The organism is Curvibacter sp. GW821-FHT01G03, from assembly GCF_059422285.1.
On record NZ_JBWKWP010000001.1, the window covers coordinates 1 to 22,615 of the forward strand.

Annotated in this window: 22 protein-coding genes and 1 pseudogene; 18 read left to right on the plus strand and 5 right to left on the minus strand. The window is 64.0% G+C overall.

The genetic code is table 11. From position 1 onward, the window contains the following. The first annotated feature begins 135 nt into the window (after nucleotides 1-135). Nucleotides 136-915 (plus strand): type III pantothenate kinase, encoded by a 780-nt coding sequence (locus AC07VS_RS00005; protein ID WP_492347437.1) that lies wholly within the window; start codon nucleotides 136-138, stop codon nucleotides 913-915. Nucleotides 916-934: 19 nt separating this feature from the next. On the opposite strand, the gene AC07VS_RS00010 is transcribed toward AC07VS_RS00005, so the two are convergent. Together AC07VS_RS00010 and AC07VS_RS00015 are read right to left on the minus strand one after the other, a co-directional pair. Then, the gene (locus AC07VS_RS00010) at nucleotides 935-1,723 is read right to left on the minus strand and encodes a tetratricopeptide repeat protein (protein ID WP_492347436.1); all 789 of its coding nucleotides are present in this window, start codon (nucleotides 1,721-1,723) and stop codon (nucleotides 935-937) included. 11 nt (nucleotides 1,724-1,734) lie between these two features. After that, nucleotides 1,735-2,412, minus strand: a complete 678-nt coding sequence (locus AC07VS_RS00015; protein WP_492347435.1) for a TetR/AcrR family transcriptional regulator — start codon at nucleotides 2,410-2,412, stop codon at nucleotides 1,735-1,737. A gap of 208 nt (nucleotides 2,413-2,620) precedes the next feature. Between AC07VS_RS00015 and rfbB the strand changes: the two genes are divergently transcribed. From rfbB to rfbC, 4 genes are read left to right on the plus strand one after another with little or no spacing between them, the layout of a single operon-like run. Then, nucleotides 2,621-3,691, plus strand: a complete 1,071-nt coding sequence (rfbB, locus tag AC07VS_RS00020; protein WP_494749911.1) for a dTDP-glucose 4,6-dehydratase — start codon at nucleotides 2,621-2,623, stop codon at nucleotides 3,689-3,691. Between the two features lie 2 nt (nucleotides 3,692-3,693). Next, nucleotides 3,694-4,608 carry a dTDP-4-dehydrorhamnose reductase gene (gene rfbD / locus AC07VS_RS00025; protein ID WP_494750089.1) on the plus strand — a complete coding sequence of 305 codons (915 nt, stop codon included), beginning with the start codon at nucleotides 3,694-3,696 and terminating at the stop codon, nucleotides 4,606-4,608. A 36-nt stretch (nucleotides 4,609-4,644) separates the two neighbouring features. Next, nucleotides 4,645-5,523, plus strand: a complete 879-nt coding sequence (rfbA, locus tag AC07VS_RS00030; protein WP_492346574.1) for a glucose-1-phosphate thymidylyltransferase RfbA — start codon at nucleotides 4,645-4,647, stop codon at nucleotides 5,521-5,523. Between the two features lie 7 nt (nucleotides 5,524-5,530). After that, the gene (gene rfbC, locus AC07VS_RS00035; RefSeq protein WP_492347432.1) at nucleotides 5,531-6,079 is read left to right on the plus strand and encodes a dTDP-4-dehydrorhamnose 3,5-epimerase; all 549 of its coding nucleotides are present in this window, start codon (nucleotides 5,531-5,533) and stop codon (nucleotides 6,077-6,079) included. Between the two features lie 24 nt (nucleotides 6,080-6,103). On the opposite strand, the gene AC07VS_RS00040 is transcribed toward rfbC, so the two are convergent. Then, complete coding sequence (locus AC07VS_RS00040) at nucleotides 6,104-7,165, minus strand: MBL fold metallo-hydrolase (RefSeq protein ID WP_494749912.1); 1,062 nt, start codon at nucleotides 7,163-7,165, stop codon at nucleotides 6,104-6,106. Nucleotides 7,166-7,320: 155 nt separating this feature from the next. Between AC07VS_RS00040 and AC07VS_RS00045 the strand changes: the two are divergent. The 11 genes and pseudogenes from AC07VS_RS00045 to AC07VS_RS00095 form a co-directional block, all read left to right on the plus strand. Then, nucleotides 7,321-7,716: pseudogene (locus tag AC07VS_RS00045) on the plus strand (MerR family transcriptional regulator); the annotation flags it as partial. Nucleotides 7,717-7,865: 149 nt separating this feature from the next. Then, complete coding sequence (locus AC07VS_RS00050) at nucleotides 7,866-8,324, plus strand: PaaI family thioesterase (RefSeq protein WP_492347430.1); 459 nt, start codon at nucleotides 7,866-7,868, stop codon at nucleotides 8,322-8,324. A 17-nt stretch (nucleotides 8,325-8,341) separates the two neighbouring features. Continuing rightward, nucleotides 8,342-9,520, plus strand: a complete 1,179-nt coding sequence (locus tag AC07VS_RS00055; RefSeq protein WP_494656534.1) for an isovaleryl-CoA dehydrogenase — start codon at nucleotides 8,342-8,344, stop codon at nucleotides 9,518-9,520. 40 nt (nucleotides 9,521-9,560) lie between these two features. Beyond that, complete coding sequence (gene can / locus AC07VS_RS00060) at nucleotides 9,561-10,226, plus strand: carbonate dehydratase (RefSeq protein WP_492347428.1); 666 nt, start codon at nucleotides 9,561-9,563, stop codon at nucleotides 10,224-10,226. Nucleotides 10,227-10,251: 25 nt separating this feature from the next. After that, a complete protein-coding gene (aceK, locus tag AC07VS_RS00065; RefSeq protein ID WP_492347427.1) occupies nucleotides 10,252-12,063 on the plus strand; it encodes a bifunctional isocitrate dehydrogenase kinase/phosphatase in 1,812 nt (603 codons plus the stop codon). Between the two features lie 47 nt (nucleotides 12,064-12,110). Continuing rightward, nucleotides 12,111-13,292, plus strand: coding sequence for an acetyl-CoA C-acyltransferase (locus tag AC07VS_RS00070; protein ID WP_492347426.1), 1,182 nt, complete (start codon nucleotides 12,111-12,113; stop codon nucleotides 13,290-13,292). 19 nt (nucleotides 13,293-13,311) lie between these two features. Next, nucleotides 13,312-13,935 (plus strand): pyridoxamine 5'-phosphate oxidase family protein, encoded by a 624-nt coding sequence (locus tag AC07VS_RS00075; RefSeq protein ID WP_492347425.1) that lies wholly within the window; start codon nucleotides 13,312-13,314, stop codon nucleotides 13,933-13,935. Between the two features lie 31 nt (nucleotides 13,936-13,966). After that, nucleotides 13,967-14,635: an SDR family oxidoreductase gene (locus AC07VS_RS00080; protein WP_492347424.1), complete on the plus strand. Its 669-nt coding sequence runs from the start codon at nucleotides 13,967-13,969 to the stop codon at nucleotides 14,633-14,635. 48 nt (nucleotides 14,636-14,683) lie between these two features. Further along, on the plus strand, nucleotides 14,684-15,814 hold the full coding sequence (locus AC07VS_RS00085) for an acyl-CoA dehydrogenase family protein (RefSeq protein ID WP_492347423.1): 1,131 nt from the start codon (nucleotides 14,684-14,686) through the stop codon (nucleotides 15,812-15,814). A 79-nt stretch (nucleotides 15,815-15,893) separates the two neighbouring features. Then, nucleotides 15,894-16,337, plus strand: coding sequence for a YchJ family protein (locus AC07VS_RS00090; protein ID WP_492347422.1), 444 nt, complete (start codon nucleotides 15,894-15,896; stop codon nucleotides 16,335-16,337). A 31-nt stretch (nucleotides 16,338-16,368) separates the two neighbouring features. Then, nucleotides 16,369-17,034 (plus strand): HAD family hydrolase, encoded by a 666-nt coding sequence (locus AC07VS_RS00095; protein ID WP_492347449.1) that lies wholly within the window; start codon nucleotides 16,369-16,371, stop codon nucleotides 17,032-17,034. A gap of 280 nt (nucleotides 17,035-17,314) precedes the next feature. Here AC07VS_RS00095 and AC07VS_RS00100 read toward each other — a convergent pair whose 3' ends face one another. Then, a complete protein-coding gene (locus tag AC07VS_RS00100; protein WP_492347421.1) occupies nucleotides 17,315-17,992 on the minus strand; it encodes a glutathione S-transferase family protein in 678 nt (225 codons plus the stop codon). Nucleotides 17,993-18,100: 108 nt separating this feature from the next. Beyond that, nucleotides 18,101-19,144 (minus strand): AraC family transcriptional regulator, encoded by a 1,044-nt coding sequence (locus AC07VS_RS00105; protein ID WP_492347420.1) that lies wholly within the window; start codon nucleotides 19,142-19,144, stop codon nucleotides 18,101-18,103. A gap of 124 nt (nucleotides 19,145-19,268) precedes the next feature. Here AC07VS_RS00105 and AC07VS_RS00110 point away from each other — a divergent pair, with 124 nt between their 5' ends. Next, on the plus strand, nucleotides 19,269-20,993 hold the full coding sequence (locus AC07VS_RS00110; protein WP_494749913.1) for an AMP-binding protein: 1,725 nt from the start codon (nucleotides 19,269-19,271) through the stop codon (nucleotides 20,991-20,993). 7 nt (nucleotides 20,994-21,000) lie between these two features. Next, a complete protein-coding gene (locus AC07VS_RS00115) occupies nucleotides 21,001-22,605 on the plus strand; it encodes a carboxyl transferase domain-containing protein (protein ID WP_494749914.1) in 1,605 nt (534 codons plus the stop codon). Nucleotides 22,606-22,615 lie beyond the last annotated feature (10 nt).

Below are 22,615 nucleotides of genomic sequence, written 5' to 3' on the forward strand. Positions count from 1 at the left end.
AGTCCTGGGCATCGACGGCAAGCGCAATTTGGCCTCACATCATGCGGTGGTGCTTCACTGGGTGCTGGGGGCAAGTGTGCTCCTTAAGTAATTTGCAGGACAGGTAAGTTCCTGAAAGTAGCCATAATTGGCTCTATGAGCTTCCTTGCTATAGATGTCGGAAACACACGCCTCAAGTGGGCGCTGTATGAAGCCCCACACCGAGGGGCGACCGTGTTGGCGCAAGGCGCTGAGTTTCTGGAGAACGTTGACAAATTAGCCGACCATGCGTGGGCTTCTTTGACCCCACCCGACCGCATGCTGGGCTGCATTGTTGCGGGCGAGGCGGTCAAGCGGCGGGTCGAGGAGCAGATGGAGATCTGGGATGTGCCGCCAAAGTGGGTGGTCTCAACTCAGGGTGAAGCCGGGATGCACAATGGGTATGACCATCCAACCCGACTGGGTTCTGATCGCTGGGTCGCCATGATTGGCGCCCGACATCGCATGTTGAGTCGCGGAGAGTGCGCGCCGTTGATTGTGGTCATGGTCGGAACGGCCGTGACGGTGGAGGCAATTGATCCAGAAGGCGTGTTTTTGGGGGGGCTGATTCTTCCTGGTCACGGGATCATGCTCCGTGCCCTTGAATCAGGTACCGCAGGTCTTCATGTCCCGACGGGTGAGGTCAAGCTTTTTCCAACCAATACCAGTGATGCATTGACCAGCGGTGGAACTTATGCGATTGCCGGGGCTGTGGCACGCATGGTCGATCACCTGAGGGTGCACTGCGGGCAGGAGCCGCAATGTGTGATGACGGGCGGTGCTGGATGGAAGATGGCTCCGAGCATGTCGGTTGAGTGCGAACTGGTGGACAACCTCATCTTTGACGGCTTGTTGGAAATCGCGGCTCGCAGATTTTCCAGCGCTGACCAAGCTTGATTGGCATTGGGTCTATGGCTCAATGGGTTGCCAACTCGGTCCTGGCCAACTCGCAATAGAGCGCCTCCATGGCGTCGACAGGCACACAGCTGGCCGCACGTTCGTAGAGTTGGTTTGCTTGGTCATGACAGGCTTCGCCATTCAACATGACCAGTGCGTCGGCATACTCCACCAGACCCGCTGCCGAGTCCGGATTTTGTTGCAATGCCTCTGCCAAAAGTTGCAGCCCGACATCTTTGCGCGCGCCGTAGGTCATCCCACCTATCAGGGCCCCTACCTTGTCGATGACTTCGGCATGAAATGATCCCAGCGCTATGCGTGCTTCAACATGCTTGGGGCAGAGCTCCAGGGTTCGTTCAAGAGACTCTTTGACTTTGCTGCCCAAGCCTTGAGCCAAAGCTTTGGCGACACTGATGGCCTGGCTGTACCGCCCCAATGCGTAAGCCAGCAAAAACCACGCATTCTGATCCTGAGGAGCATGTACCGTTTGCACACCCGCACGCTGAGCGACATCCATGAACAAATCAAGGCGTGCGTGCTCACTTTTTTCGAGATAGCAGGCATAGATGCAGGTGGCTTTGTTGGCGACGGTCATTCCGCCTGTTTCGCCCGTGGCTGCCGCTTCCAGGCCCAGCGTTCTGGCTGCCGAAAAATCACCATTGTGGAAGTATGCCCAGGCTTGCAACAGCAAAGGGCTACGGGGCAGAGGTTCAGAATCGCCCGCATGCAGTACTGCCCAGGATCTTTTCACGGAATCCGCTGTGAAGCTGAACAGACCCGGATGTGGAAATGGGGACCAGGTTGCCATTGCTTGTCTCCTTAGGAAGTCGTGACGTCAAGCGTGTTGCCGCGCTCGCACATGAGAGGCTCTTGGAGGCGTTCTCGTTCGGCCGTTCCCAGCCAGGGGATCAGCAAACTCAGCGCTTGCAGGACGCCACGCGCAGTGCTGAGTTTTCCTTGCTCCGGGCTGGACGCAAGACGTGGAGACTGGACATATTCATAGCTGAGCCAATAATTGAGCACCACCATCAGGTTTGATGTCGTCACTTCCACTTGATCGGCATTCATTTGAAGGGTTCCGCCAGCCCTGAGACGCTGCAACAGCCCCATCAGTGCACTGGATGAGTCGATCTGAATTTTCTGCAATTGGGTTTCCAAGTGGCGGTTCTTACTCAGCAAATCGTTGAGATCGCGAAACAGGAACCGATGAGACCAGTTCAATTCGAAAAGCAGATGAAGCGAGCGCTTGGTCCCCTCCAGGTCGTTGATGCTTGAGACATCCTGCAGCAACGGACGCAACTCGGCTTCGTAGCGGTCGGACAACGCATTGACCAGTTCGTCCTTTGCCGGAAAGTGGTAGTACAAATTTCCGGGGCTGATGCCCAGAGCACCAGCGATCAGCGTCGTCGAGACGTTGGGTTCACCAAACCGATTGAATAGATCGAGCGTGACTTCGAGGATTCGCTCGGCAGTTCTGCGAGGCGCCTTTTTCACCATGAAGTCGTCTCCCAGTATTTTTCGAAATCTGATTTCACTCTAGCCCAGCGAGGCAGGTACAGATACTAGGGATCTTGCTAGCCCCGGTCCGGCGTGAGCGCACCCAGTTGGCGGCATCGGGCCCGAAGCGGACGTCGGAGTCCGGACGTCAAATGAGATAATCCGGCACTTTGGCTCCGGCTGAGCCGACTCCATCCAGGGCAGACAGATGATTCTCGTAACCGGCGGCGCAGGCTTCATTGGCGCCAATTTCGTGCTCGATTGGCTGGCTCAGAGCGATGAGCCTGTGGTCAACCTCGACAAGCTGACCTACGCGGGCAACCGCGAGAACCTGGCCTCGCTCGAAGGCGATGGCCGCCACCACTTCGCGCACGGTGACATCGGCGACAGCGCCTTGGTCGACGAGCTGCTGCGGGTGCATCAGCCCCGGGCCGTGATCAACTTTGCGGCCGAATCGCACGTGGACCGCTCCATCCATGGCCCGGAAGACTTCATCCAGACCAACGTTGTTGGCACCTTGCGCCTGCTCGAATCGGTGCGCGGCTACTGGAATGGTCTGGCTGCAGAGCAAAAAGCCAGTTTCCGTTTTCTGCACGTCTCGACCGACGAGGTCTATGGGTCACTGTCGCCCGCCGACCCCGCGTTCACTGAAGACAACCCCTTTGAGCCCAACAGCCCCTACTCGGCCAGCAAGGCTGCCAGTGACCACCTGGTGCGCGCCTGGCATCACACCTACGGGCTGCCGGTGCTCACCACCAACTGCTCCAACAACTACGGCCCCTACCATTTCCCGGAAAAGCTCATCCCGCTGATGATCGTCAACGCGCTGGCGGGCAAGCCCTTGCCCATCTATGGTGATGGCCAGCAGGTGCGCGACTGGCTGTATGTGAAAGACCACTGCAGCGCGATCCGGCGTGTGCTCGAGGGCGGGCGCGTGGGCGAGACCTACAACGTGGGCGGTTGGAACGAAAAGCCCAACCTCGACATCGTGCACACCGTGTGTGCGCTGCTTGATGAACTGCGCCCCCGCAGCGACGGCAAACCTTACCGCGAGCAGATCACCTACGTCAAAGACCGCCCCGGCCACGACCGCCGCTACGCCATCGACGCCCGCAAGCTTGAGCGTGAACTGGGCTGGAAGCCGGCAGAAACCTTTGAGTCCGGCATCCGCAAAACCGTGCAGTGGTACCTCAGCCATGAGGACTGGGTGAGCCACGTGCAAAGCGGCGCCTACCGCGACTGGGTGCAAAAACAATACGCCAGCGAAGGCGCCGCATGAGCCTGCACATCCTGCTGCTGGGCAAAAACGGTCAACTGGGCTGGGAGCTGCAGCGCAGCCTGGCCCCGCTGGGCCGGATCACGGCACTGGATCGCCACAGCACCGAACACTGCGGCGACCTCAGCCGGCTGGACGACCTGGCTGCCACCGTGCGTGCCTTGCGTCCCGACGTCATCGTCAACGCCGCCGCCCACACCGCAGTCGATCGTGCTGAGAGCGAGCCCGAACTGGCGCGAACCCTCAACGCCCTGGCCCCCGGCGTGCTGGCCCGCGAGGCGGCCCAACTGGGCGCCACCCTGGTCCACTACAGCACCGACTATGTGTTTGACGGCAGCGGCGATGCGCCCTGGCACGAGGGCGATGCCACCGGCCCGCTCAGCGTCTATGGCCGCACCAAGCTCGAAGGCGAGCAACTGATCCAGCAAAGCGGTGCCCGCCATCTGATCTTTCGGACCAGTTGGGTGTACGCCGCACGCGGTGGCAACTTTGCCAAGACCATGCTGCGCCTGGCGGCCGAGCGCGAACGCCTGACCGTGATCGATGATCAGTTCGGCGCCCCCACCGGGGCCGACCTGCTGGCCGACCTCAGTGCCCACGCCATCCGTGCCGTGCAAGTACGCCCCGAACTCTCAGGCCTGTACCACGCCGTGGCCGCAGGTCAGACCAGCTGGCATGGGTATGCCCGCTTTGTGATCGAGCATGCGCGCCGTGCTGGTGTGGCCCTCAAGACGCCAGAAGACGGTATCGCCCCTGTGCCCACCAGTGCCTTCCCCACGCCAGCACGGCGCCCGAACAACTCGCGCCTGAGCACGGCCAAACTGCAAAGCGCATTTGACCTGGCCTTGCCCGACTGGCAGCAGGGCGTGGCCCGCATGCTCGACGAAATCCTGCCGGCCTCGCTGCCGACCCAGGCCTGAGCGAACCGGCAAGAACTTCAGGGAGAACCACACATCATGACCACGCAACGCAAAGGCATCATCCTCGCCGGGGGCTCCGGCACCCGACTGCATCCGGCCACGCTGGCCATCAGCAAGCAGCTGCTGCCGGTGTACGACAAGCCCATGGTGTACTACCCCCTCAGCACCCTGATGCTGGCGGGCATGCGCGACATCCTGCTCATCAGCACCCCGCAAGACACCCCCCGCTTCCAGCAACTGCTGGGCGACGGCAGCCAATGGGGCCTGAACCTGCAGTACGCCGTTCAACCCAGCCCCGACGGGTTGGCCCAGGCCTTCATCATCGGCGAGCAGTTTGTCGGCAACCACCCGAGTGCCCTGGTGCTGGGCGACAACATCTTCTATGGCCATGACTTTGGCCCCCTGTTGGCCAATGCCGATGCGCAGACGGCCGGTGCCACCGTGTTCGCCTACCACGTCACCGATCCTGAACGTTACGGCGTGGTGGCCTTTGACAAGAGTGGCAAGGCCAGCAGCATCGAAGAAAAGCCCCCGGTCCCCAAGAGCAATTACGCGGTCACGGGCTTGTACTTCTATGACCAGCAGGTGGTGGACATTGCCAAGAGCATCCGCCCCAGCGCCCGCGGCGAGCTGGAGATCACCACCGTCAATGAAACCTACCTGCAGCGTGGCCAACTCAACGTGCAGATCATGAAGCGTGGCTACGCCTGGCTCGACACCGGCACCCACGACAGCCTGCTGGAGGCGGGCCAGTTCATCGCCACGTTGGAGCGCCGCCAAGGCCTGAAGGTGGCCTGCCCAGAAGAAATTGCCTGGCGCAACGGGTTCATCACCAGTGAACAGCTTGAGCGCCTGGCCCAACCCTTGGCCAAAAACGGCTACGGCCAATACCTGCTGCGCCTGCTCAAAGATTAAGCCCATCATGAACGTCATCCCAACCGCCATTCCCGAAGTCCTGATCCTTGAGCCCAAAGTATTTGGCGATGCCCGGGGCTTCTTCTTCGAAAGCTTCAACCAGAAGGCCTTCAACGAGGCCACCGGCCTGCAAGTCGAATTTGTGCAGGACAACCACAGCCGATCGACCCAGGGCGTGTTGCGTGGGCTGCATTACCAGTTGCAGCAGGCCCAGGGCAAGCTGGTGCGTGTGGTGCGGGGCTCGGTGTTCGATGTGGCGGTGGACATCCGCAAAAGCTCGCCCACTTTCGGCCAATGGGTGGGCGTGGAGTTGAGTGAGGACAACCACCGCCAATTGTGGGTGCCGGCCGGGTTTGCCCATGGCTTTGTGGTGACCAGTGAAAGCGCCGACTTTCTGTACAAGACCACCGACTACTATGCGCCGCAATACGAGCGCTGCATTGCCTGGAACGACCCCACCCTGGGGGTTCAGTGGCCCGATCTGGGGGAGCCGCCTCGACTGTCGGCCAAGGATGCCCAGGGTGTGCCTTTGGCTCAGGCCGACGTCTTTGCCTGAACCTGCGCGGTGCGCGCAAAGGCCTCAGCTTGATACCGCGCTGAAGCGGTAAATCCCGTCCGCGCCCAGTTCCCGCCGCAGCAGGCCCTGAAACCACAGTGCGTGCAGGTGGGCCACGGCTTCGCCCATGGCAAACGTGGTCTGGTGCAAATCAAGGGGTCGCTTGAACATCACCGGCAGGATGTCGGCACCACTGCAAGGGTGTTCCTGGCAGGCTTGCAGCACCTCGCTCAAGCGGTCTCGGTGATGATCATGAAGCTGCCGGATGCGCGCATGCAGGCCACGGAAGGGTTTGCCGTGGGATGGCAGCGTCAGGGTGTCCGCCGGCAGCGTGGCAAATCGATCCACTGAATCCAGAAACAGCTTCAAGGGGTTCGACTCGGGCTCGATGTCGAACACGCTCACATTGGTCGAGATGCGCGGCAGCATCATGTCCCCACCCAGCAGAACGCCCAGCGTAGGGCAGTGCAGGGCCATGTGCTCCGGGGCATGGCCATAGCCGCTGATGCATTGCCAGTCGTGGGCGCCAATGCGCACAGAGGCGCCGTCCATGAGCCGGTGAAAGCGGCTCGGCATGGCGGGCACCATGCTGGGGTAATAGCGGGTGCGCCCACGTATCTTGTCCACGGCCTCGGGGTCGCTCAGCCCATGGCTTGCAAAAAATCCCGCGGCATCAGGCCCGCCGAAGCCCGTGGTGCTCTGCGAACCCAGGCGGGCAGCGTAATAGTCGGTGGCGCTCATCCAAAGGGGGGCGTTCCAGCGTTCGCACAGCCAATGCGCCAGTCCGACATGATCCGGGTGCATGTGCGTCACCAGCACGCGCAGGATGGGGCGCCCTTGCAATTGCGTGGCAAAAATCTGTTCCCAGGTGGCCTTGGTGTCGTCGCTGGCAATGCAGCAGTCCACCACCGTCCAGCCTTTCACCCCATCCAGCTCGTCAGCGAGCAGCCACAGGTTGATGTGATTCAGCGCAAAAGGCAGTGCCATGCGAATCCACCGCACCCCGGGCGCCACTTCCAGGGTGTGGCCGGATTCGGGCAGGGTCTCGCCGAGAGGGTAGTCCAGTTCCAGTTCGAGGGAGTTCATGGTGTGGGGCCTTCGCTTGGACTTGTGTCAGGGCTTTGACGCGGCGTTCGCCAGGATTGACGTTGACGTAAGCGTCAGCTGTAATCGGCTCATTCTAGGCAGGCGTGCACAGGGCAGATGTCACCGCCGTGCTACCGATTCGATCTGTTTTTTCCATGGCCACCACTTACACCATCAGCGACCTCGCCCACGAATTCGACCTCACCACCCGCGCCATGCGCTTTTATGAGGACATGGGGCTGCTGCAACCGCTGCGTGAGGGGCCTGGCGGTCGCACCCGCATCTACACCGCCCGCGACCGCACCCGCCTGAAGCTCACGTTGCGGGCCAAGCGCCTGGGCTTGTCCCTGTCGGAGGCGCGTGAAATCATCGACATGTATGACAGCCCGCGTGACACCGGACCGCAGTTGCGTAAATTTCTCGATGTGCTGGCCGGGCACCGCCGTCAACTCGAAGAGCAGATGGCCGATCTGCAGGCCAACCTTGAAGAGGTCAAGGTGCACGAGAAGGAGGCCCGGGCCCTGCTTGCCAAAGCCAGCAAAGGGCAGGGGGCCGAGGGGGACACGGGGCCGGCGGCGTCGCCTCAAGCCCCGATCGGCGTGTCCTCCACTCGCAAGCGTCGCGCCGCCTGATCCGCTGAGACCTTTCGCAGTCTTTCACTGATTGACGTTTACGTAAACGTCAATTAAGCTGCCGGCCCATGAACCGATCCACTTCCGACGAGGCTGCAGTCCCCAACGCCCTGCATGCCCGCATCGAAGCCAGTCTGGCCCGTCAGGGGCTGATGCAGCACCTGGGGGCGCGCCTGCTGCGGGTCGAGCCCGGCTTGTGCGAGATCGCCTTGCCCTATTCCGATCGGGTCACCCAGCAGCAAGGGGGCTTCCATGGTGGGGCCATGGGCGCCCTGGCGGACATCGCCGGCGGCTACGCGGGCCTGTCGGTGCTTGATGAGGGGCTGGAGGTGGTCACGGTCGAGTACAAGATCAACTTTCTGGCCAGCTTCAACGGTGGCGAACTTCACGCGTTGGGCCGCGTGGTGCGTCCAGGCAAGCGGGTCATCGTGACCACGGCCGAACTCTTTCACGTGGCGCCCGATGGGCGCCGTCAATCCTGTGCGGTGATGCAGCAGACGCTGGCACCGGTCCCTCAAAAATACTGAATTCCAAGGAGACTTCCATGAACCTGCCCGGCCTCAACTTCCAACTTGGCGACGACATCGATGCCCTGCGCGACGCGGTGCGCGACTTTGCCCAGGCCGAGATCGCCCCGCGCGCGGCCGAAATCGACCGCAACGACCAGTTCCCCATGGACCTGTGGCGCAAGATGGGTGATCTGGGTGTCTTGGGCATCACCGTGCCTGAAAGCTATGGCGGTGCCAACATGGGCTACCTGGCTCACATGGTGGCCATGGAAGAGATCTCCCGTGCCAGCGCCTCGGTCGGCTTGTCGTATGGTGCGCACAGCAACCTCTGCGTGAATCAGATCAACCGCAATGGCACCGAAGCCCAGAAAGCCAAGTACCTGCCCAAGCTGATCTCCGGCGAGCACGTGGGCGCTCTGGCCATGAGCGAGCCCGGCGCTGGCTCCGACGTCATCAGCATGAAACTCAAGGCTGAAGACAAGGGCGGCTACTACCTGCTCAATGGCAACAAGATGTGGATCACCAACGGCCCCGACGCCGACACCCTGGTGGTCTACGCCAAGAGCGAACCCGAGCTGGGCGCCCGTGGCGTCACCGCGTTCCTGATCGAGAAGGGCATGAAGGGCTTCAGCATCGCGCAAAAGCTCGACAAGCTCGGCATGCGCGGCAGCCACACGGGCGAGCTGGTGTTCAATAACGTCGAAGTGCCGGCCGAGAACATCCTGGGCGGCCTCAACATGGGCGCCAAGGTGCTCATGAGCGGCCTTGACTACGAGCGTGCCGTGCTCACCGGTGGCCCGTTGGGCATCATGCAGTCGGTGATGGACAACGTCATCCCCTACATCCATGACCGCAAGCAGTTCGGCCAGAGCATTGGTGAGTTCCAGCTCATCCAGGGCAAGGTGGCCGACATGTACACCGTGCTGCAGGCCGGCCGTTCGTTTGCCTACACCGTGGCCAAGAACCTCGATCTGCTGGGCACCGAGCACGTTCGCCAGGTGCGCAAAGACTGCGCCAGCGTCATCCTGTGGTGCGCCGAAAAGGCCACCTGGATGGCGGGTGAGGGCGTGCAGATCTTCGGTGGCAATGGCTACATCAATGAATACCCTCTGGGCCGCCTGTGGCGCGACGCCAAACTCTACGAGATCGGCGCCGGCACCAGCGAGATCCGCCGCATGCTGATTGGCCGCGAGCTCTTTGCGGAGACTTGCTGAGCCTCAAGCACCTGACATGCACAGCCGCTAACATCGCCGCATGACTTCTTCCTCCAGCCTTCAGCATCTGATCGACAACAACCGCGTTTGGGCGGCCCGAATGGAGCAGGCCCGCCCTGGTTTTTTCAGCCAACTGGCCCAGCAGCAAAACCCCAAGTACCTGTGGATCGGCTGCTCCGACAGCCGAGTGCCTGCCAATGAGATCACGGGGCTGGATCCGGGCGAAGTGTTCGTGCATCGCAATGTGGCGAACGTGGTGGTGCATTCCGATCTGAACGCCTTGTCGGTGATTCAGTTCGCGGTCGACTACCTCAAGGTCGAGCACATCATGGTGGTCGGGCACTATGGCTGTGGTGGCGTGCTGGCTACCTTGCGCGGCATGCGTGTTGGTCTGGCGGACAACTGGCTGCGTCATGTGCATGACGTCAAGGTGCGTCATCGTCGCCGCCTGGATCACCTGAGCCTGGCCGAGCAAGAGGATGTCCTGTGCGAGATGAACGTCATCGAGCAGGTCGGCAACGTGGCCCTGACCAATGTCGTGCAAGACGCCTGGCACCGGGGCCAGAAGCTGGCCTTGCACGGCTGGTGCTATGGCCTCAAGGATGGCCTGGTCAATGACCTGCACGTCAGCATGCAAGGCCCCGACGATGTGATGCCCATGTTCCGCAACGGGCTCAAGCGCTATCCGCGCGGCGTCGGCGTCTGAGTTTCTGAGCGGCGGGGCGAGAGCCATGTTCCCATCCCGGCTTGACGCCCCCCAGGCCCATGGCATCGCAAAGGCCATGATGGACGGCTTCAACCGCCATTACCGCCTGTTCCGCACCGAATCGGCCCGCGCCAAGCACCGCTTCGAGACCTGCGACTGGCACGGGCAACAACGTGCCCAGCGCGAACGCATCGAGTTCTATGGCCTGCGCGTCAAGGAATGCGTGATGCGGCTTGAGAAAGAGTTCAAGGCCGGCGCGCAGCCCATGGATGTGTGGCAACAGGTCAAGCTGCATTACATCGGGCTGCTGGTGGACCACCACCAGCCTGAACTCGCCGAGACCTTCTTCAACTCGGTCACCACCAAGATCCTGCACCGCACCCATTTCCACAACGACTTCATCTTTGTGCGCCCCGCGGTCAGCACCGAGTACATCGAAAACGACGAACCCGGCGCCCAGCCCAGCTTTCGGGCCTACTACCCCTCGCGCGCCACCCTGCCCGAGGTGCTGACCCAGCTCATCGAGCATTTCCGGCTGCAGCGCGAGTTCGAAGACCTGCCCCGCGATGTGGCCAGTGTGCTGCAGGCCCTGCACCTGCGCCTGGGCGAGGTCAAACTGCGCGCCAACTTCCAGATCCAGGTCCTGTCGAGTCTGTTTTTTCGCAACAAGGGCGCCTATGTCGTGGGCAAACTCATCAACGGATTCAATGAGCTGCCCTTCGCCCTGCCCATCCTGCACAACAGCCGCGGCCAGTTGCGCATCGATGCGGCCCTGTTCGGCGAGGACGACTTGCAGATGCTGTTCAGCTTTGCTCGTGCCTATTTCATGGTCGACATGGAGATCCCTTCGGCCTACGTGCAGTTTCTGCGCTCCCTGATGCCGCGCAAGCCCCGGGCCGAGATCTACAACGCGCTGGGGCTTGCCAAGCAGGGCAAGACGCTGTTCTACCGCGATTTCCTGGCCCATCTGCGTCATTCCACCGACCGCTTCCGCATCGCACCCGGCATCAAGGGCATGGTCATGCTGGTGTTCGATCTGCCCTCGTTTCCCTTCGTCTTCAAGCTCATCAAAGACTACTTCCCGCCCCCCAAAGACACCACCCGCGAGCAGATCAAGGGCAAGTACCTGCTGGTCAAGCAACACGACCGGGTGGGGCGCATGGCCGACACGCTGGAGTACAGCGAGGTAGCCTTTCCACGCGAGCGCTTCAGTGACGAGTTGATCGCCGAAATCCAGAAGTTCGCTCCCAGCCAGCTCGAAATCAGCGACCGCGACGGCGATGGTCGCACCGAGGTCATCATCAAGCACCTCTACATCGAGCGCCGCATGATTCCACTCAACCTGTACCTGCAAGAAGCCTTCGACCAGGGGCTGGAGCATCCGGCCGCGCGGGCCCAGATCGAGCGCAGCGTCATCGAATACGGCAAGGCCATCAAGGACCTGGTGGCGGCCAACATCTTCCCGGGCGACATGCTGTGGAAGAACTTCGGCATCACGCGCAACGGCAAGGTGGTCTTCTACGACTACGACGAAATTGAGTACATCACCGACTGCAACTTTCGCCGCGTGCCTGAGCCCCGCCATGAGGAAGACGAACTCTCGGGCGAGATCTGGTACAGCGTGGGCCCGCGCGACGTGTTTCCCGAGACCTTCGCCCCCTTTCTGCTGGGCCATCCCGCGGTGCGCGAAGTCTTCATGCAGCACCACGCCGACTTGCTTGACGTCAGCTTCTGGCAACAGCACAAAGAGCGCATCCAGGCCGGCCACGTGCACGACATCTTCCCCTACGAGCGCAGCAGGCGCTTTTCACCCTCGCAGGCCAGCCTGGCTTCATGAGGGCGTCTTTTCATCCGAGCAAGCCCATCCAACATCAGGAGATCAACATGTCCGAATCCATCGTCATCGTCGGCGCCGCCCGTACCCCCATGGGCAGCTTCCAGGGCGACTTCAGCAGCCTCGCGGCCCACGATCTGGGCGGCGTCGCCATCCGTGCGGCCATCGAGCGCGCGGGCGTCTCCCCCGATGCGGTGGGTGAGGTGCTGTTCGGCAACTGCCTGATGGCAGGCCAGGGCCAGGCCCCGGCCCGCCAGGCCGCGTTCAAGGGCGGTCTGCCCAAGGGGGCCGGGGCCGTCACCCTGTCCAAGATGTGCGGTTCGGGCATGAAGGCCGCCATGTTCGCGCATGACATGCTGCTGGCCGGCACCCATGACGTGATGGTGGCCGGCGGCATGGAAAGCATGACCAACGCCCCCTACCTGCTGCAAAAGGGCCGGGGCGGCTACCGCATGGGCCACGACCGTATCTTTGACCACATGATGCTCGACGGCCTGGAAGACGCCTACGAACCCGGCCGCTCCATGGGCACTTTCGGCGAAGACTGTGCCGCCAAATACAGCTTCACACGTGAACAGCAGGACCACTTCGCCGTCACCAGCGTGCAGCGCGCCAAGGCCGCCACCGAATCCGGCGCCTTTGCGGCCGAAATCGCCCCCGTCACGGTCAAGTCGCGGGCCGGCGAGACCGTGATCTCGGTGGATGAGGGCCCGGGCAAGGTCAAGCTCGACAAGATCCCCGGCCTGAAGCCCGCGTTCAAGAAGGACGGCACCATCACCGCCGCCTCCAGCTCGTCGATCAACGATGGTGCCGCCGCCCTGGTGATGATGCGCGCGTCCACCGCTCAGAAGCTGGGCTGCCAACCCCTGGCCCGCATCGTCAGCCATGCCACCCACGCCCAGGAGCCCGAATGGTTTGCCACCGCTCCGCTGGGAGCCACTCAAAAGGCCCTGGCCAAGGCCGGCTGGTCGGCCGACCAGGTGGACCTCTGGGAAATCAACGAGGCTTTTGCCGTGGTGCCCATGGCACTGATGACTGAGTTGAAACTGCCGCACGACATCGTCAACGTCCATGGTGGGGCCTGCGCCCTGGGCCACCCCATCGGGGCCAGCGGTGCCCGCATCATCGTCACGCTGCTGCATGCCTTGAAGGCCCGCGGCAAGAAGCGCGGCCTGGCCACCCTGTGCATCGGTGGTGGCGAGGCCACGGCCATGGCGGTCGAACTGCTCTGACCCGCGTCTGAGGCGTTCCATGATCCGTACCCTGGAGCAACTGCGTGCGCTGTACCCAGCGCCGGCCGAGCGCCCGCGCCTCAAGCAGATGGCGCAACTCGACCGGCACGCGCGGCGCTTCATCAGCCTGTCGCCTTTTTGCGTGCTGGCCTCCGCAGGCGCCCCGGGGCAGTGGATGGACGCCTCGCCGCGTGGCGGCGCCCCCGGCTTTGTGCACACGCTGGATGAGCACACCCTGCTGTTGCCGGATTCCTCAGGCAACAACCGCCTCGATACCTTGCAGAACCTGGTGCATGACCCACGCATCGGCCTGCTGTTCATGATCCCGGGGGTGGACGAAACCCTGCGCATCAATGGGCAGGCCCGCCTGCGCGACGAGGCCGAGTTCACCCAACGCTTTTCCGAAGGGCGTCAGCCGCCCAGGCTGGTCATCGAGGTGCAGGTGCAAGAGGCCTACCTTCATTGCGCCAAAGCGCTCATGCGTTCGCGCCTGTGGCGGCCCGAGGCGCAGCAGCCGCGCAGCGTGCTGCCCACCCTGGGCGAGATGCTGCATGACCAGATCGGTCTGGCCACCGCGCCCGAATCACAGGCCGAGATGGTGGCCCGCTACCAGGCCCAATTGCAACAGGAAGGCCTGGGTTGAAGCCCGAGGCCGTGTTTCACGGAGCATTCCCATGAGCACCACCTTGATCATCGGCGCTTCCCGCGGCCTGGGCCTGGAACTGGCCCGCCAGGCGCTGGCGGCCGGCGAGCGCGTCATTGCCACCGTGCGCAGCGAGGCCGCGCGCAGCCAACTGCAAACGCTGGGCGCCCAGGTGCTCAAGCTGGACGTGGCCGATCCGGCCAGCGTCAGTGGCCTGTCGTGGCAGCTGGATGGTGAAAAGATCGACCTGGCCCTGTATGTGGCCGGTGTCATGGATCGCGGCAATGCGCTCTCACCGCCCACGCGTGAGCACTTCGATGCCGTCATGCATCCCAATGTGCTGGGCGCCATGCAGGTGCTGCCCCAGGTCATGCCCATGGTCGAAGAGGCGGGCGGTGTGTTTGCCGCCATCTCCAGCGCCATGAGCCAGATCGGCAGCGTGCCCAACAGCAGTGCCTGGCTGTACCGCGTCAGCAAGGCCGCACTCAACATGGCGGTGGCCGCGGCCCAGCACGATTACCCGCGCGCCACCCTGGTCACCATCGACCCGGGCTGGGTGCGCACCGACATGGGCGGCGAGTCCGCTCCGCTGACGGTTGAGCAAAGCGTGCAGGGCCTGCGCCGCACCCTGGCCGGCCTCACCCAGGCCGACCGGGGGCGCCTGCTGCACCACGACGGCCGCCGCGCCAGCCATTGGTAAACCCTCCGCCAGCCGGAGCACCCCAGAACAACGATCCAGGAGACAAGAATGCTGTTGACCCAAGACCAGGAAATGATCCGCGACGCCGTGCGCGACTTCGCCCGCGAGCAACTCTGGCCCCATGCCGCCCGCTGGGACCGCGAGCACCACTTTCCCAAAGAGGCCCATCAGGGCCTGGCCGCGCTGGGGGCCTATGGCATCTGCGTGCCTGAGGCCTATGGCGGCGCCGAGCTCGACTATGTGAGCCTGGCCCTGGTGCTTGAAGAGGTGGCCGCGGGCGACGGCGGCACCAGCACCGCCATCAGCGTTACCAATTGCCCGGTCAACGCCATCCTGATGCGCTATGGCAACGAGGCCCAGAAGCAGCAGTGGCTGGTGCCCCTGGCCCAGGGGCACATGCTGGGCGCTTTCTGCCTGACCGAACCCCATGTGGGCAGCGATGCCTCGGCCCTGCGCACCACCGCGGTCAAGCAAGGCGACGACTACGTCATCCATGGCGTCAAGCAGTTCATCACCAGTGGTCAGAACGGCCATGTGGCCATCGTGATCGCGGTCACGGACAAAGGGGCCGGCAAGCGTGGCATGAGCGCTTTTCTGGTGCCCACCGACAACCCAGGCTACGTCGTGGCTCGGCTGGAGGACAAGCTGGGCCAGCACAGCAGCGACACGGCCCAGATCAATTTCGACCACTGCCGCATCCCGGCCGAGAACCTGATCGGGGCCGAAGGCGAGGGCTACAAGATCGCCCTGTCGGCCCTGGAAGGCGGGCGCATCGGCATTGCGGCGCAAAGCCTGGGCATGGCGCGAAGCGCCTTCGAAGTGGCGGTGGACTACGCCAAGCAGCGCGAGAGCTTTGGCACGGCCATCTTCAACCACCAGGCGGTGGGCTTTCGCCTGGCCGACTGCGCCACCCAACTGGAGGCGGCCCGGCAGCTGATTTGGCACGCCGCCGCCTTGCGCGACGCCGGCCGCCCCTGTCTCAAGGAGGCCGCCATGGCCAAGCTGTTTGCCAGCGAAATGGCGGAGAAGGTCTGCAGCGCGGCCATCCAGACCCTGGGGGGCTACGGCTACGTGAAAGACTTTCCACTGGAACGCATTTACCGCGACGTGCGCGTGTGCCAGATCTACGAAGGCACCAGCGACGTGCAGAAGATCATCATCCAGCGCGCCCTGGCCTGATACCCCTGGGGCGGCCGCCCCGGCCGCCGTCTCGTAGAATCCGGGCCTTTGCCCTGGCCGGCAACGGCCTGTCAATGTGATGGCCCCCTCTGATCCCTGCCCCTGCGGTCGCCTGGACCCTCGCAGCCGCCCTCTGGCCTGGGCGGATTGCTGTGGCCGCTATGTCGACCACTTTGATCACGCACCCGCGCCCGATGCCGAAAGCCTGATGCGCTCACGCTACAGCGCCTTTGTGCTGCAGCGGCGCGAGTACCTGCTGGCCACCTGGCACCCTGACACCCGGCCCACCGAGTTGGACTTCGAACCCGCGCCGCGCTGGCTGGGCCTGGCGCTGCGCGGCCATTGGCCCGATGGCGATCGGGCCCAGGTCGAGTTCGTGGCCCGCTACCGTGAGCAGGGCCGGGCGGTGCGCCTGCATGAACGCAGTCGCTTTGTGCGCGAAACCCGGCCTGTGGCCGATGGCCCGGGCTTGCCCCGCTGGTATTACGTGGATGGCGAGTTCCCAGCCGACCGCCCCTCTTGAAGCCAGTCTTGAATTTTGGAGTTCAACCATGATGCGATTTGATGCGGTGTTGTTCGACTGCGATGGTGTGCTGGTGGACAGCGAGCCCATCACCAATGGCCTGCTGCGCGACATGCTCGAAGAGTCGGGCTGGGTGATGAGTGCCGAAGAGTGCTTCCGTGTCTTTGTGGGCAAGGCCGTGCGTGACGAGCGGGCCAACATCGAGGCCCGCACCGGAAAACCCCTGACCGACGCCTGGATGGCCGAGTTCTATGCCCGGCGCAATGCGGCCCTGAACGAGCGGCTCACCGCCGTCGAGCATGTGCATGGTGCGGTCGAGCGGGTGCATGCCCACCATCAGGGGCGCATCGCCTGCGCCTCGGGGGCAGACCGGTTCAAGGTCAATCTGCAACTCGACAAGGTGGGCCTGAGCCCTTATTTCGAGGGCCGCATTTTCAGCGGCCACGAAATGCCGCGCAGCAAGCCCGCCCCGGATGTCTACCTGGCCGCGGCTGACCATCTGCAGGCCGACCCGCGCCGTTGCGCCGTGGTTGAGGACACGGTCACCGGGGTCACGGCAGGCGTGGCCGCCGGGGCCACCGTGTTCGCCTACCTGCCCGCCCAGACCCTGCACGACAGCCGCGACGCCTTGTTGGCCGCGGGGGCGGTGCAGGTGTTCCGCAGCATGGCCGAGCTGCCAGCTTTGTTGGGCTGCTGAGCCGGCCTGGGGCCTGTTAACACTGATTTCGCCGGTGCGAAGCCTGCTGGCCAAGCGCCAATCAAGGCGCGTGTCGCCGCCCAGACCGGGCGTCTGGGCAAGACACGCAACGCCGAGTGGCGCTTGGCCAGCCGGCTTCCCTTCGGGTTGGAGCCCAAAAGGCCGATCGCGGCGTTGCCAATCCTCGCTGGGTCACCGACCCAGCGGCGGTTGGCGCCTGGCGCTAGGCCTTTTGGATCTCCAACGCATCCGGCGAAATCAGTGTTAACAGGCCCTAGCTTCAGACAGGTGGCCCCGTCTCAGGGGCCGGGGTGGTTGGCACGCCCTGATCCAGGGCGGCCTGGTGTTGCGCCGCCAGGGCGCGGACGAAGGCCGGCCGATCCTGCAGGCGCTGCCAGTAGGCCTGGATGGCCGGGCTCATGCGTTCCAACAGGCCCAGGTGGCTGGCCACCATCAAGGCGTAACCCACCGATACATCGGCGGCCGTGAATCGGCCCCCACACAGCCAGGGGGCACCCGTGGCCAGCGCCGCGTCCACCGCCTTGAGCCGGGCCAGAAACCAGCGGCTGTAATCCTCCACGACCTGGGGCTGGCGCCGCTCGGGCGGCTCGAATCGGCCATAGCGCAGGACCAGGGTCTGCGGAAAGGTCAGGGTGGCCTCGCCTTGGTGCAACCAGTTCAGCCAAGGGGCGTAGTCAGGCTCGTCGGGCGTCACCGCCAGTGGGGTGCCCGGCACACGGCTGGTCAGGTACTGGCAGATGGCTGCCGACTCGGTCATGCGCACGGCGCCGTCCTCCAGCAAGGGCACGGTGCCCAGCGGGTTGTCCGCCAGGAACTCGCGCTGCCACACCCGGGGTGGAAAGGGCAGCATGCGCAAACGGTAGGGCAGGGCCAGTTCCTCCAGCATCCACAGGGGGCGGAATGAACGGGCACTGACGCAGTGATGCAGCGTGATCATGGGGGTGTGTCTCCTGGGGTGATGCGTTCGCTGCCCACAGCGTAGCGGCACCCGCCAGCCGTGGTGTGCCACGGCCGGTGCAAATCCGGCCACGGTGACGTTGGGACTTCAGCCGGCGCCGGCCTGGCGCCGGAACTCCGCCGGCGATTGCCCCGTCCAGTCGCGAAAGGCCCGCATGAAGCTTTTCTCGTTGCGAAAGCCCGCCGCCTCGGCCACTTGCTTGATGGGGCGGCTGGTGCGCAGCAGCAACTCGGTGGCGCGCTCGCGGCGCACCTCGTCTTTCAGGGCCTGCAAGGTGGCGCCTTCGTCCTTGAGCTGCCGGTGCAGGGTGCGCGGCGAGATGTGCAGCCAGTGCGCCAGCGCCTCGGCGCTTTGAGTGTCCTGCGGCTGGCGGGCCAGCAACTGGCGCACCCGCTGCACCAGCAGCCGGTCGCGCCGGTATTGCAGCACGGTCAAGGGCAGGGCGCGCTGCAGCATTTGTTTGAGCGCGGCTTCGTCGCGCCGCAGCGGCATCTCCAGGTAGCGGGCGTCGAAATGGATGCCGGCCTGGGCGGCACCAAAGGCCACCGGCCCCGGAAACAACAGGGGATAGACCTCGGCATGGGCTGGCGCGGCCAGGGGGAACGCCGCTTGCTGCAGCGGCAGACGCGAGTCGATCAGCCAGCAGGCCAGGCCGTGGACATTGCGCAGCACCGACACCAGACAGAATTCGCGCAGTTCGCCCAGGTCGCGGTGCTCGGTGATGGTGAGGCTGCTGTGCCGGCCTTGCACGCTCAGGTTCAGTGTGATGTCGTCGGCAATCAGGCCGTGGTGCCGGCACCAGCGCTTCAGTGCCACGCCCAGCGACGGCGCGCTGATCGAGGCCCGGGCCAGCATGCCGTAGCTGCCCCAAGGCAGGCGCCGTCCGAACCAGCCCAGGGCCTCATCGTCCAGCTCCTGCATGGCGGCACCCGACAACAGCTCGAACTGCAAGGCGGTGACCCTTTTTTGAGCATCCAGGGTCTCATCTGGCGTGATTTGTGCCGCCTTCAAGGCCCGATCGGGCGTCAGGCCGCGTCGTTCATAGGCTTGGAGAATGGCCTGCACAAAGGCCATGGGGGTGGCCGCCTGTTGTGGCGCAGGCAAGGGGGGGCGGCGGGGCTCGGGCGACATGCGGTAAGTGTGCCGGTCAGTGGCGTGATTTGCAACCTTCTTGGCCTCGGCATTTTCGAGTCGCCGACGTATCCTGCGGAGCGGCGTCCCCTGAGGGCGCCACCCCGTCAGAGGAGACAAACACATGGTCCCAGCCGATACCGCCGCACCGGTGGCCCTGAGCTACGCCCAGGGTCGCACCGACACCGCCCTCATCGAAGACACCCTGGGTGATTTCTTCGATGCCATGGTCGAGCGCCACCCCGATCGCGAAGCTCTGGTCAGCCTGCACCAGGGTCGCCGTTACACCTACCGCCAGTTGCAGGCTGAGGTGAACCAACTGGCCAGCGCCTTGCTGGGGCTGAACCTCACCGTCGGCGACCGCGTCGGTATCTGGTCGCACAACAACGCCGAATGGGTGTTGATGCAACTGGCCACGGCCAAAGTGGGCCTGGTGCTGGTCAACATCAACCCGGCCTACCGCACCTCCGAGGTCGAATACGCGCTCAACAAAGTGGGCTGCAAGGCCCTGGTCAGCATGGCCCGCTTCAAGACCAGCGACTACCTGGGCATGCTGCGTGAGCTGGCGCCCGAACTGGCCACCAGTGTCCCCGGCCAGCTGCAGGCCAAGCGCCTGCCTGAGTTGCGCAACGTCCTCTGGATCGATGTCGAAGGCGAGGGGGCTGACGAGCCCGGCATGCTGCGTTTCTCCAGCCTGCTGGCCCGCGGTGACCGGTTTGATCCGCGACTGCCCTCGTTTGCGGCCACGCTCAAGGCCACCCAGCCCATCAACATCCAGTTCACCAGCGGGACCACCGGATTTCCCAAGGGGGCCACGCTGACCCATCGCAACATCCTCAACAACGGCTTCTTCATCGGCGAGGCCATGAAGCTCACGCCCGACGACCGCCTGTGCATCCCCGTGCCGCTGTATCACTGCTTCGGCATGGTGCTGGGCAACCTGGCCTGCCTCACCCACGGCGCCACCATCGTCTACCCCAACGATGGTTTCGATCCCCTGACCGTGTTGCAGGCGGTGCAGGATGAGCGATGCACCGGCCTGCACGGTGTGCCCACCATGTTCATTGCCGAGCTGGACCACCCCCGCTTCAAAGAGTTCGATCTGCACACCCTGCGCACCGGCATCATGGCCGGCTCGCCTTGTCCGATCGAGGTGATGAAGCGCGTGGTGGCCGACATGCACCTGGGCCAGATCACCATCGCCTACGGCATGACTGAGACCAGTCCCGTCAGCTGCCAGAGCAGCACCGACACGCCGCTGGAAAAGCGCGTCAGCACCGTGGGCCTGGTGCAGCCGCACCTGGAGGTCAGAATCGTCAACCCCGAAACCGGCGAGACCGTGCCCCGCGGCAGCTCGGGCGAGCTCTGCACGCGTGGCTACTCGGTCATGCATGGCTACTGGGATGACGAGGAAAAGACCCGCGAGGCCATCGATGCCGACGGCTGGATGCACACCGGCGACCTCGCCACCATGGACGCCGAGGGCTACGTCAACATCGTTGGCCGCATCAAGGACATGGTGATCCGGGGCGGCGAGAACATCTACCCGCGCGAGATCGAAGAGTTTCTCTACCGCCACCCCAAGGTGCAGGATGTGCAGGTGGTGGGCGTGCCCGACCACCAATATGGCGAGCAACTGTGTGCCTGGGTGGTGGTCAAGCCCGGCCAGACTTTGTCCGAGGACGAACTGCGAGCCTTTTGCAAAGGCCAGATCGCCCACTACAAAGTGCCGCACTACATTCGATTTGTATCCGGCTTCCCCATGACCGTCACCGGCAAGATCCAGAAGTTCAAGATCCGCGACGAGATGAAGACCCAACTGGGTCTTGAAGAAACCAAGACCGCCTGAGGCCCCCATGATTCTTGAAAGCAAACTCAACCCCCGTTCGGCCGAGTTCCAGGCCAATGCCAGCGCCATGCGCACTGTGGTCGATGACCTGGCCGTGCAGGTCGCCAGGGCGGCGGCTGGTGGCGGCGAGGCCGCCCGCGCCAAGCACACGGCCCGCGGCAAGCTGCTGCCGCGCGAGCGGGTGCAGATGCTGCTGGACCCCGGCACGCCCTTTCTGGAGCTGAGCCCGCTGGCGGCCCACGCCATGTATGGCGATGCGGCACCCTGCGCCGGTGTCATCACCGGCATCGGCCGCGTCAATGGCGTGGACTGCCTGATCGTATGCAACGATGCCACTGTCAAGGGCGGCACCTACTACCCCATGACGGTGAAAAAGCACCTGCGGGCCCAGGAGATCGCAGCGCAGAACCACCTCACCTGCATCTACCTGGTCGATTCGGGGGGCGCCAACCTGCCCAATCAGGACGAGGTGTTCCCCGACCGTGACCACTTTGGCCGCATCTTCTTCAACCAGGCCAACATGAGCGCCCAGGGCATCTCGCAGATCGCGGTGGTGATGGGCAGCTGCACGGCCGGCGGTGCCTATGTGCCCGCCATGAGCGACGAGACCATCATCGTCAAGAACCAGGGCACCATCTTTCTGGGCGGCCCGCCCCTGGTGAAGGCGGCGACCGGCGAAGTGGTCACGGCCGAAGACCTGGGCGGGGGCGATGTGCACACCCGCCTTTCGGGCGTGGCTGATCACCTGGCGCAGAACGACCTGCACGCCCTGGCGCTGGCCCGCCAGGCCGTCAAAAACCTGAACGCCCGCAAGGCCGACCCGCTGCCCACCGACGCGGCCAAGCCGCCACGCTTCGAGGCCAGCGAACTGTATGGCGTGATCCCCACCGACACTCGCAAGCCCTTTGATGTGCGCGAAATCATCGCCCGCGTCGTGGACGACAGCGAGTTCGACGAGTTCAAGGCCCGCTTCGGCACCACCCTGGTCGCCGGCTTTGCCCGCATCGAAGGCATGCCCGTGGGCATCATTGCCAACAACGGCATCCTGTTCTCCGAGTCGGCGCTCAAGGGCGCCCACTTCATCGAGCTGTGCTGTCAGCGCAAGATCCCGCTGGTGTTCCTGCAGAACATCACCGGCTTCATGGTGGGCCGCAAATACGAGAACGAAGGCATCGCCCGCAACGGTGCCAAGATGGTCACGGCCGTGGCCACCGCCAGCGTACCCAAGTTCACCATCATCATTGGCGGCAGCTTTGGCGCCGGCAACTACGGCATGTGCGGCCGGGCCTACAGCCCGCGCTTTCTGTGGATGTGGCCCAACGCCCGCATCAGCGTCATGGGCGGCGAACAGGCGGCCAGCGTGCTGGCCACCGTCAAGCGCGATGGCATCGAGGCCAAGGGCGGCCAATGGAGCGCTGACGAAGAGGAAGCTTTCAAGGCCCCGATTCGCCAGCAGTACGAAGACCAGGGCCACCCCTACTACGCCACCGCCCGCCTGTGGGACGACGGTGTGATCGACCCCGCCGACACCCGCCGCGTGCTGGCCCTGGGCCTGTCGACCGCCCGCAATGCGCCGATCGAAGACACTCGATTTGGCGTCTTCCGCATGTGATGTGTATATT

Bases quoted from the DNA above. Each gene is read 5' to 3' on its own strand.
- AC07VS_RS00005 (WP_492347437.1), top strand. From the start codon at position 136: ATGAGCTTCCTTGCTATAGATGTCGGAAACACACGCCTCAAGTGGGCG.
- AC07VS_RS00010 (WP_492347436.1), bottom strand. From the start codon at position 1,723: ATGGCAACCTGGTCCCCATTTCCACATCCGGGTCTGTTCAGCTTCACA.
- AC07VS_RS00015 (WP_492347435.1), bottom strand. From the start codon at position 2,412: ATGGTGAAAAAGGCGCCTCGCAGAACTGCCGAGCGAATCCTCGAAGTC.
- rfbB (WP_494749911.1), top strand. From the start codon at position 2,621: ATGATTCTCGTAACCGGCGGCGCAGGCTTCATTGGCGCCAATTTCGTG.
- rfbA (WP_492346574.1), top strand. From the start codon at position 4,645: ATGACCACGCAACGCAAAGGCATCATCCTCGCCGGGGGCTCCGGCACC.
- rfbC (WP_492347432.1), top strand. From the start codon at position 5,531: ATGAACGTCATCCCAACCGCCATTCCCGAAGTCCTGATCCTTGAGCCC.
- AC07VS_RS00040 (WP_494749912.1), bottom strand. From the start codon at position 7,165: ATGAACTCCCTCGAACTGGAACTGGACTACCCTCTCGGCGAGACCCTG.
- AC07VS_RS00050 (WP_492347430.1), top strand. From the start codon at position 7,866: ATGAACCGATCCACTTCCGACGAGGCTGCAGTCCCCAACGCCCTGCAT.
- AC07VS_RS00055 (WP_494656534.1), top strand. From the start codon at position 8,342: ATGAACCTGCCCGGCCTCAACTTCCAACTTGGCGACGACATCGATGCC.
- can (WP_492347428.1), top strand. From the start codon at position 9,561: ATGACTTCTTCCTCCAGCCTTCAGCATCTGATCGACAACAACCGCGTT.
- aceK (WP_492347427.1), top strand. From the start codon at position 10,252: ATGTTCCCATCCCGGCTTGACGCCCCCCAGGCCCATGGCATCGCAAAG.
- AC07VS_RS00070 (WP_492347426.1), top strand. From the start codon at position 12,111: ATGTCCGAATCCATCGTCATCGTCGGCGCCGCCCGTACCCCCATGGGC.
- AC07VS_RS00075 (WP_492347425.1), top strand. From the start codon at position 13,312: ATGATCCGTACCCTGGAGCAACTGCGTGCGCTGTACCCAGCGCCGGCC.
- AC07VS_RS00080 (WP_492347424.1), top strand. From the start codon at position 13,967: ATGAGCACCACCTTGATCATCGGCGCTTCCCGCGGCCTGGGCCTGGAA.
- AC07VS_RS00085 (WP_492347423.1), top strand. From the start codon at position 14,684: ATGCTGTTGACCCAAGACCAGGAAATGATCCGCGACGCCGTGCGCGAC.
- AC07VS_RS00090 (WP_492347422.1), top strand. From the start codon at position 15,894: ATGGCCCCCTCTGATCCCTGCCCCTGCGGTCGCCTGGACCCTCGCAGC.
- AC07VS_RS00095 (WP_492347449.1), top strand. From the start codon at position 16,369: ATGCGATTTGATGCGGTGTTGTTCGACTGCGATGGTGTGCTGGTGGAC.
- AC07VS_RS00100 (WP_492347421.1), bottom strand. From the start codon at position 17,992: ATGATCACGCTGCATCACTGCGTCAGTGCCCGTTCATTCCGCCCCCTG.
- AC07VS_RS00105 (WP_492347420.1), bottom strand. From the start codon at position 19,144: ATGTCGCCCGAGCCCCGCCGCCCCCCCTTGCCTGCGCCACAACAGGCG.
- AC07VS_RS00110 (WP_494749913.1), top strand. From the start codon at position 19,269: ATGGTCCCAGCCGATACCGCCGCACCGGTGGCCCTGAGCTACGCCCAG.
- AC07VS_RS00115 (WP_494749914.1), top strand. From the start codon at position 21,001: ATGATTCTTGAAAGCAAACTCAACCCCCGTTCGGCCGAGTTCCAGGCC.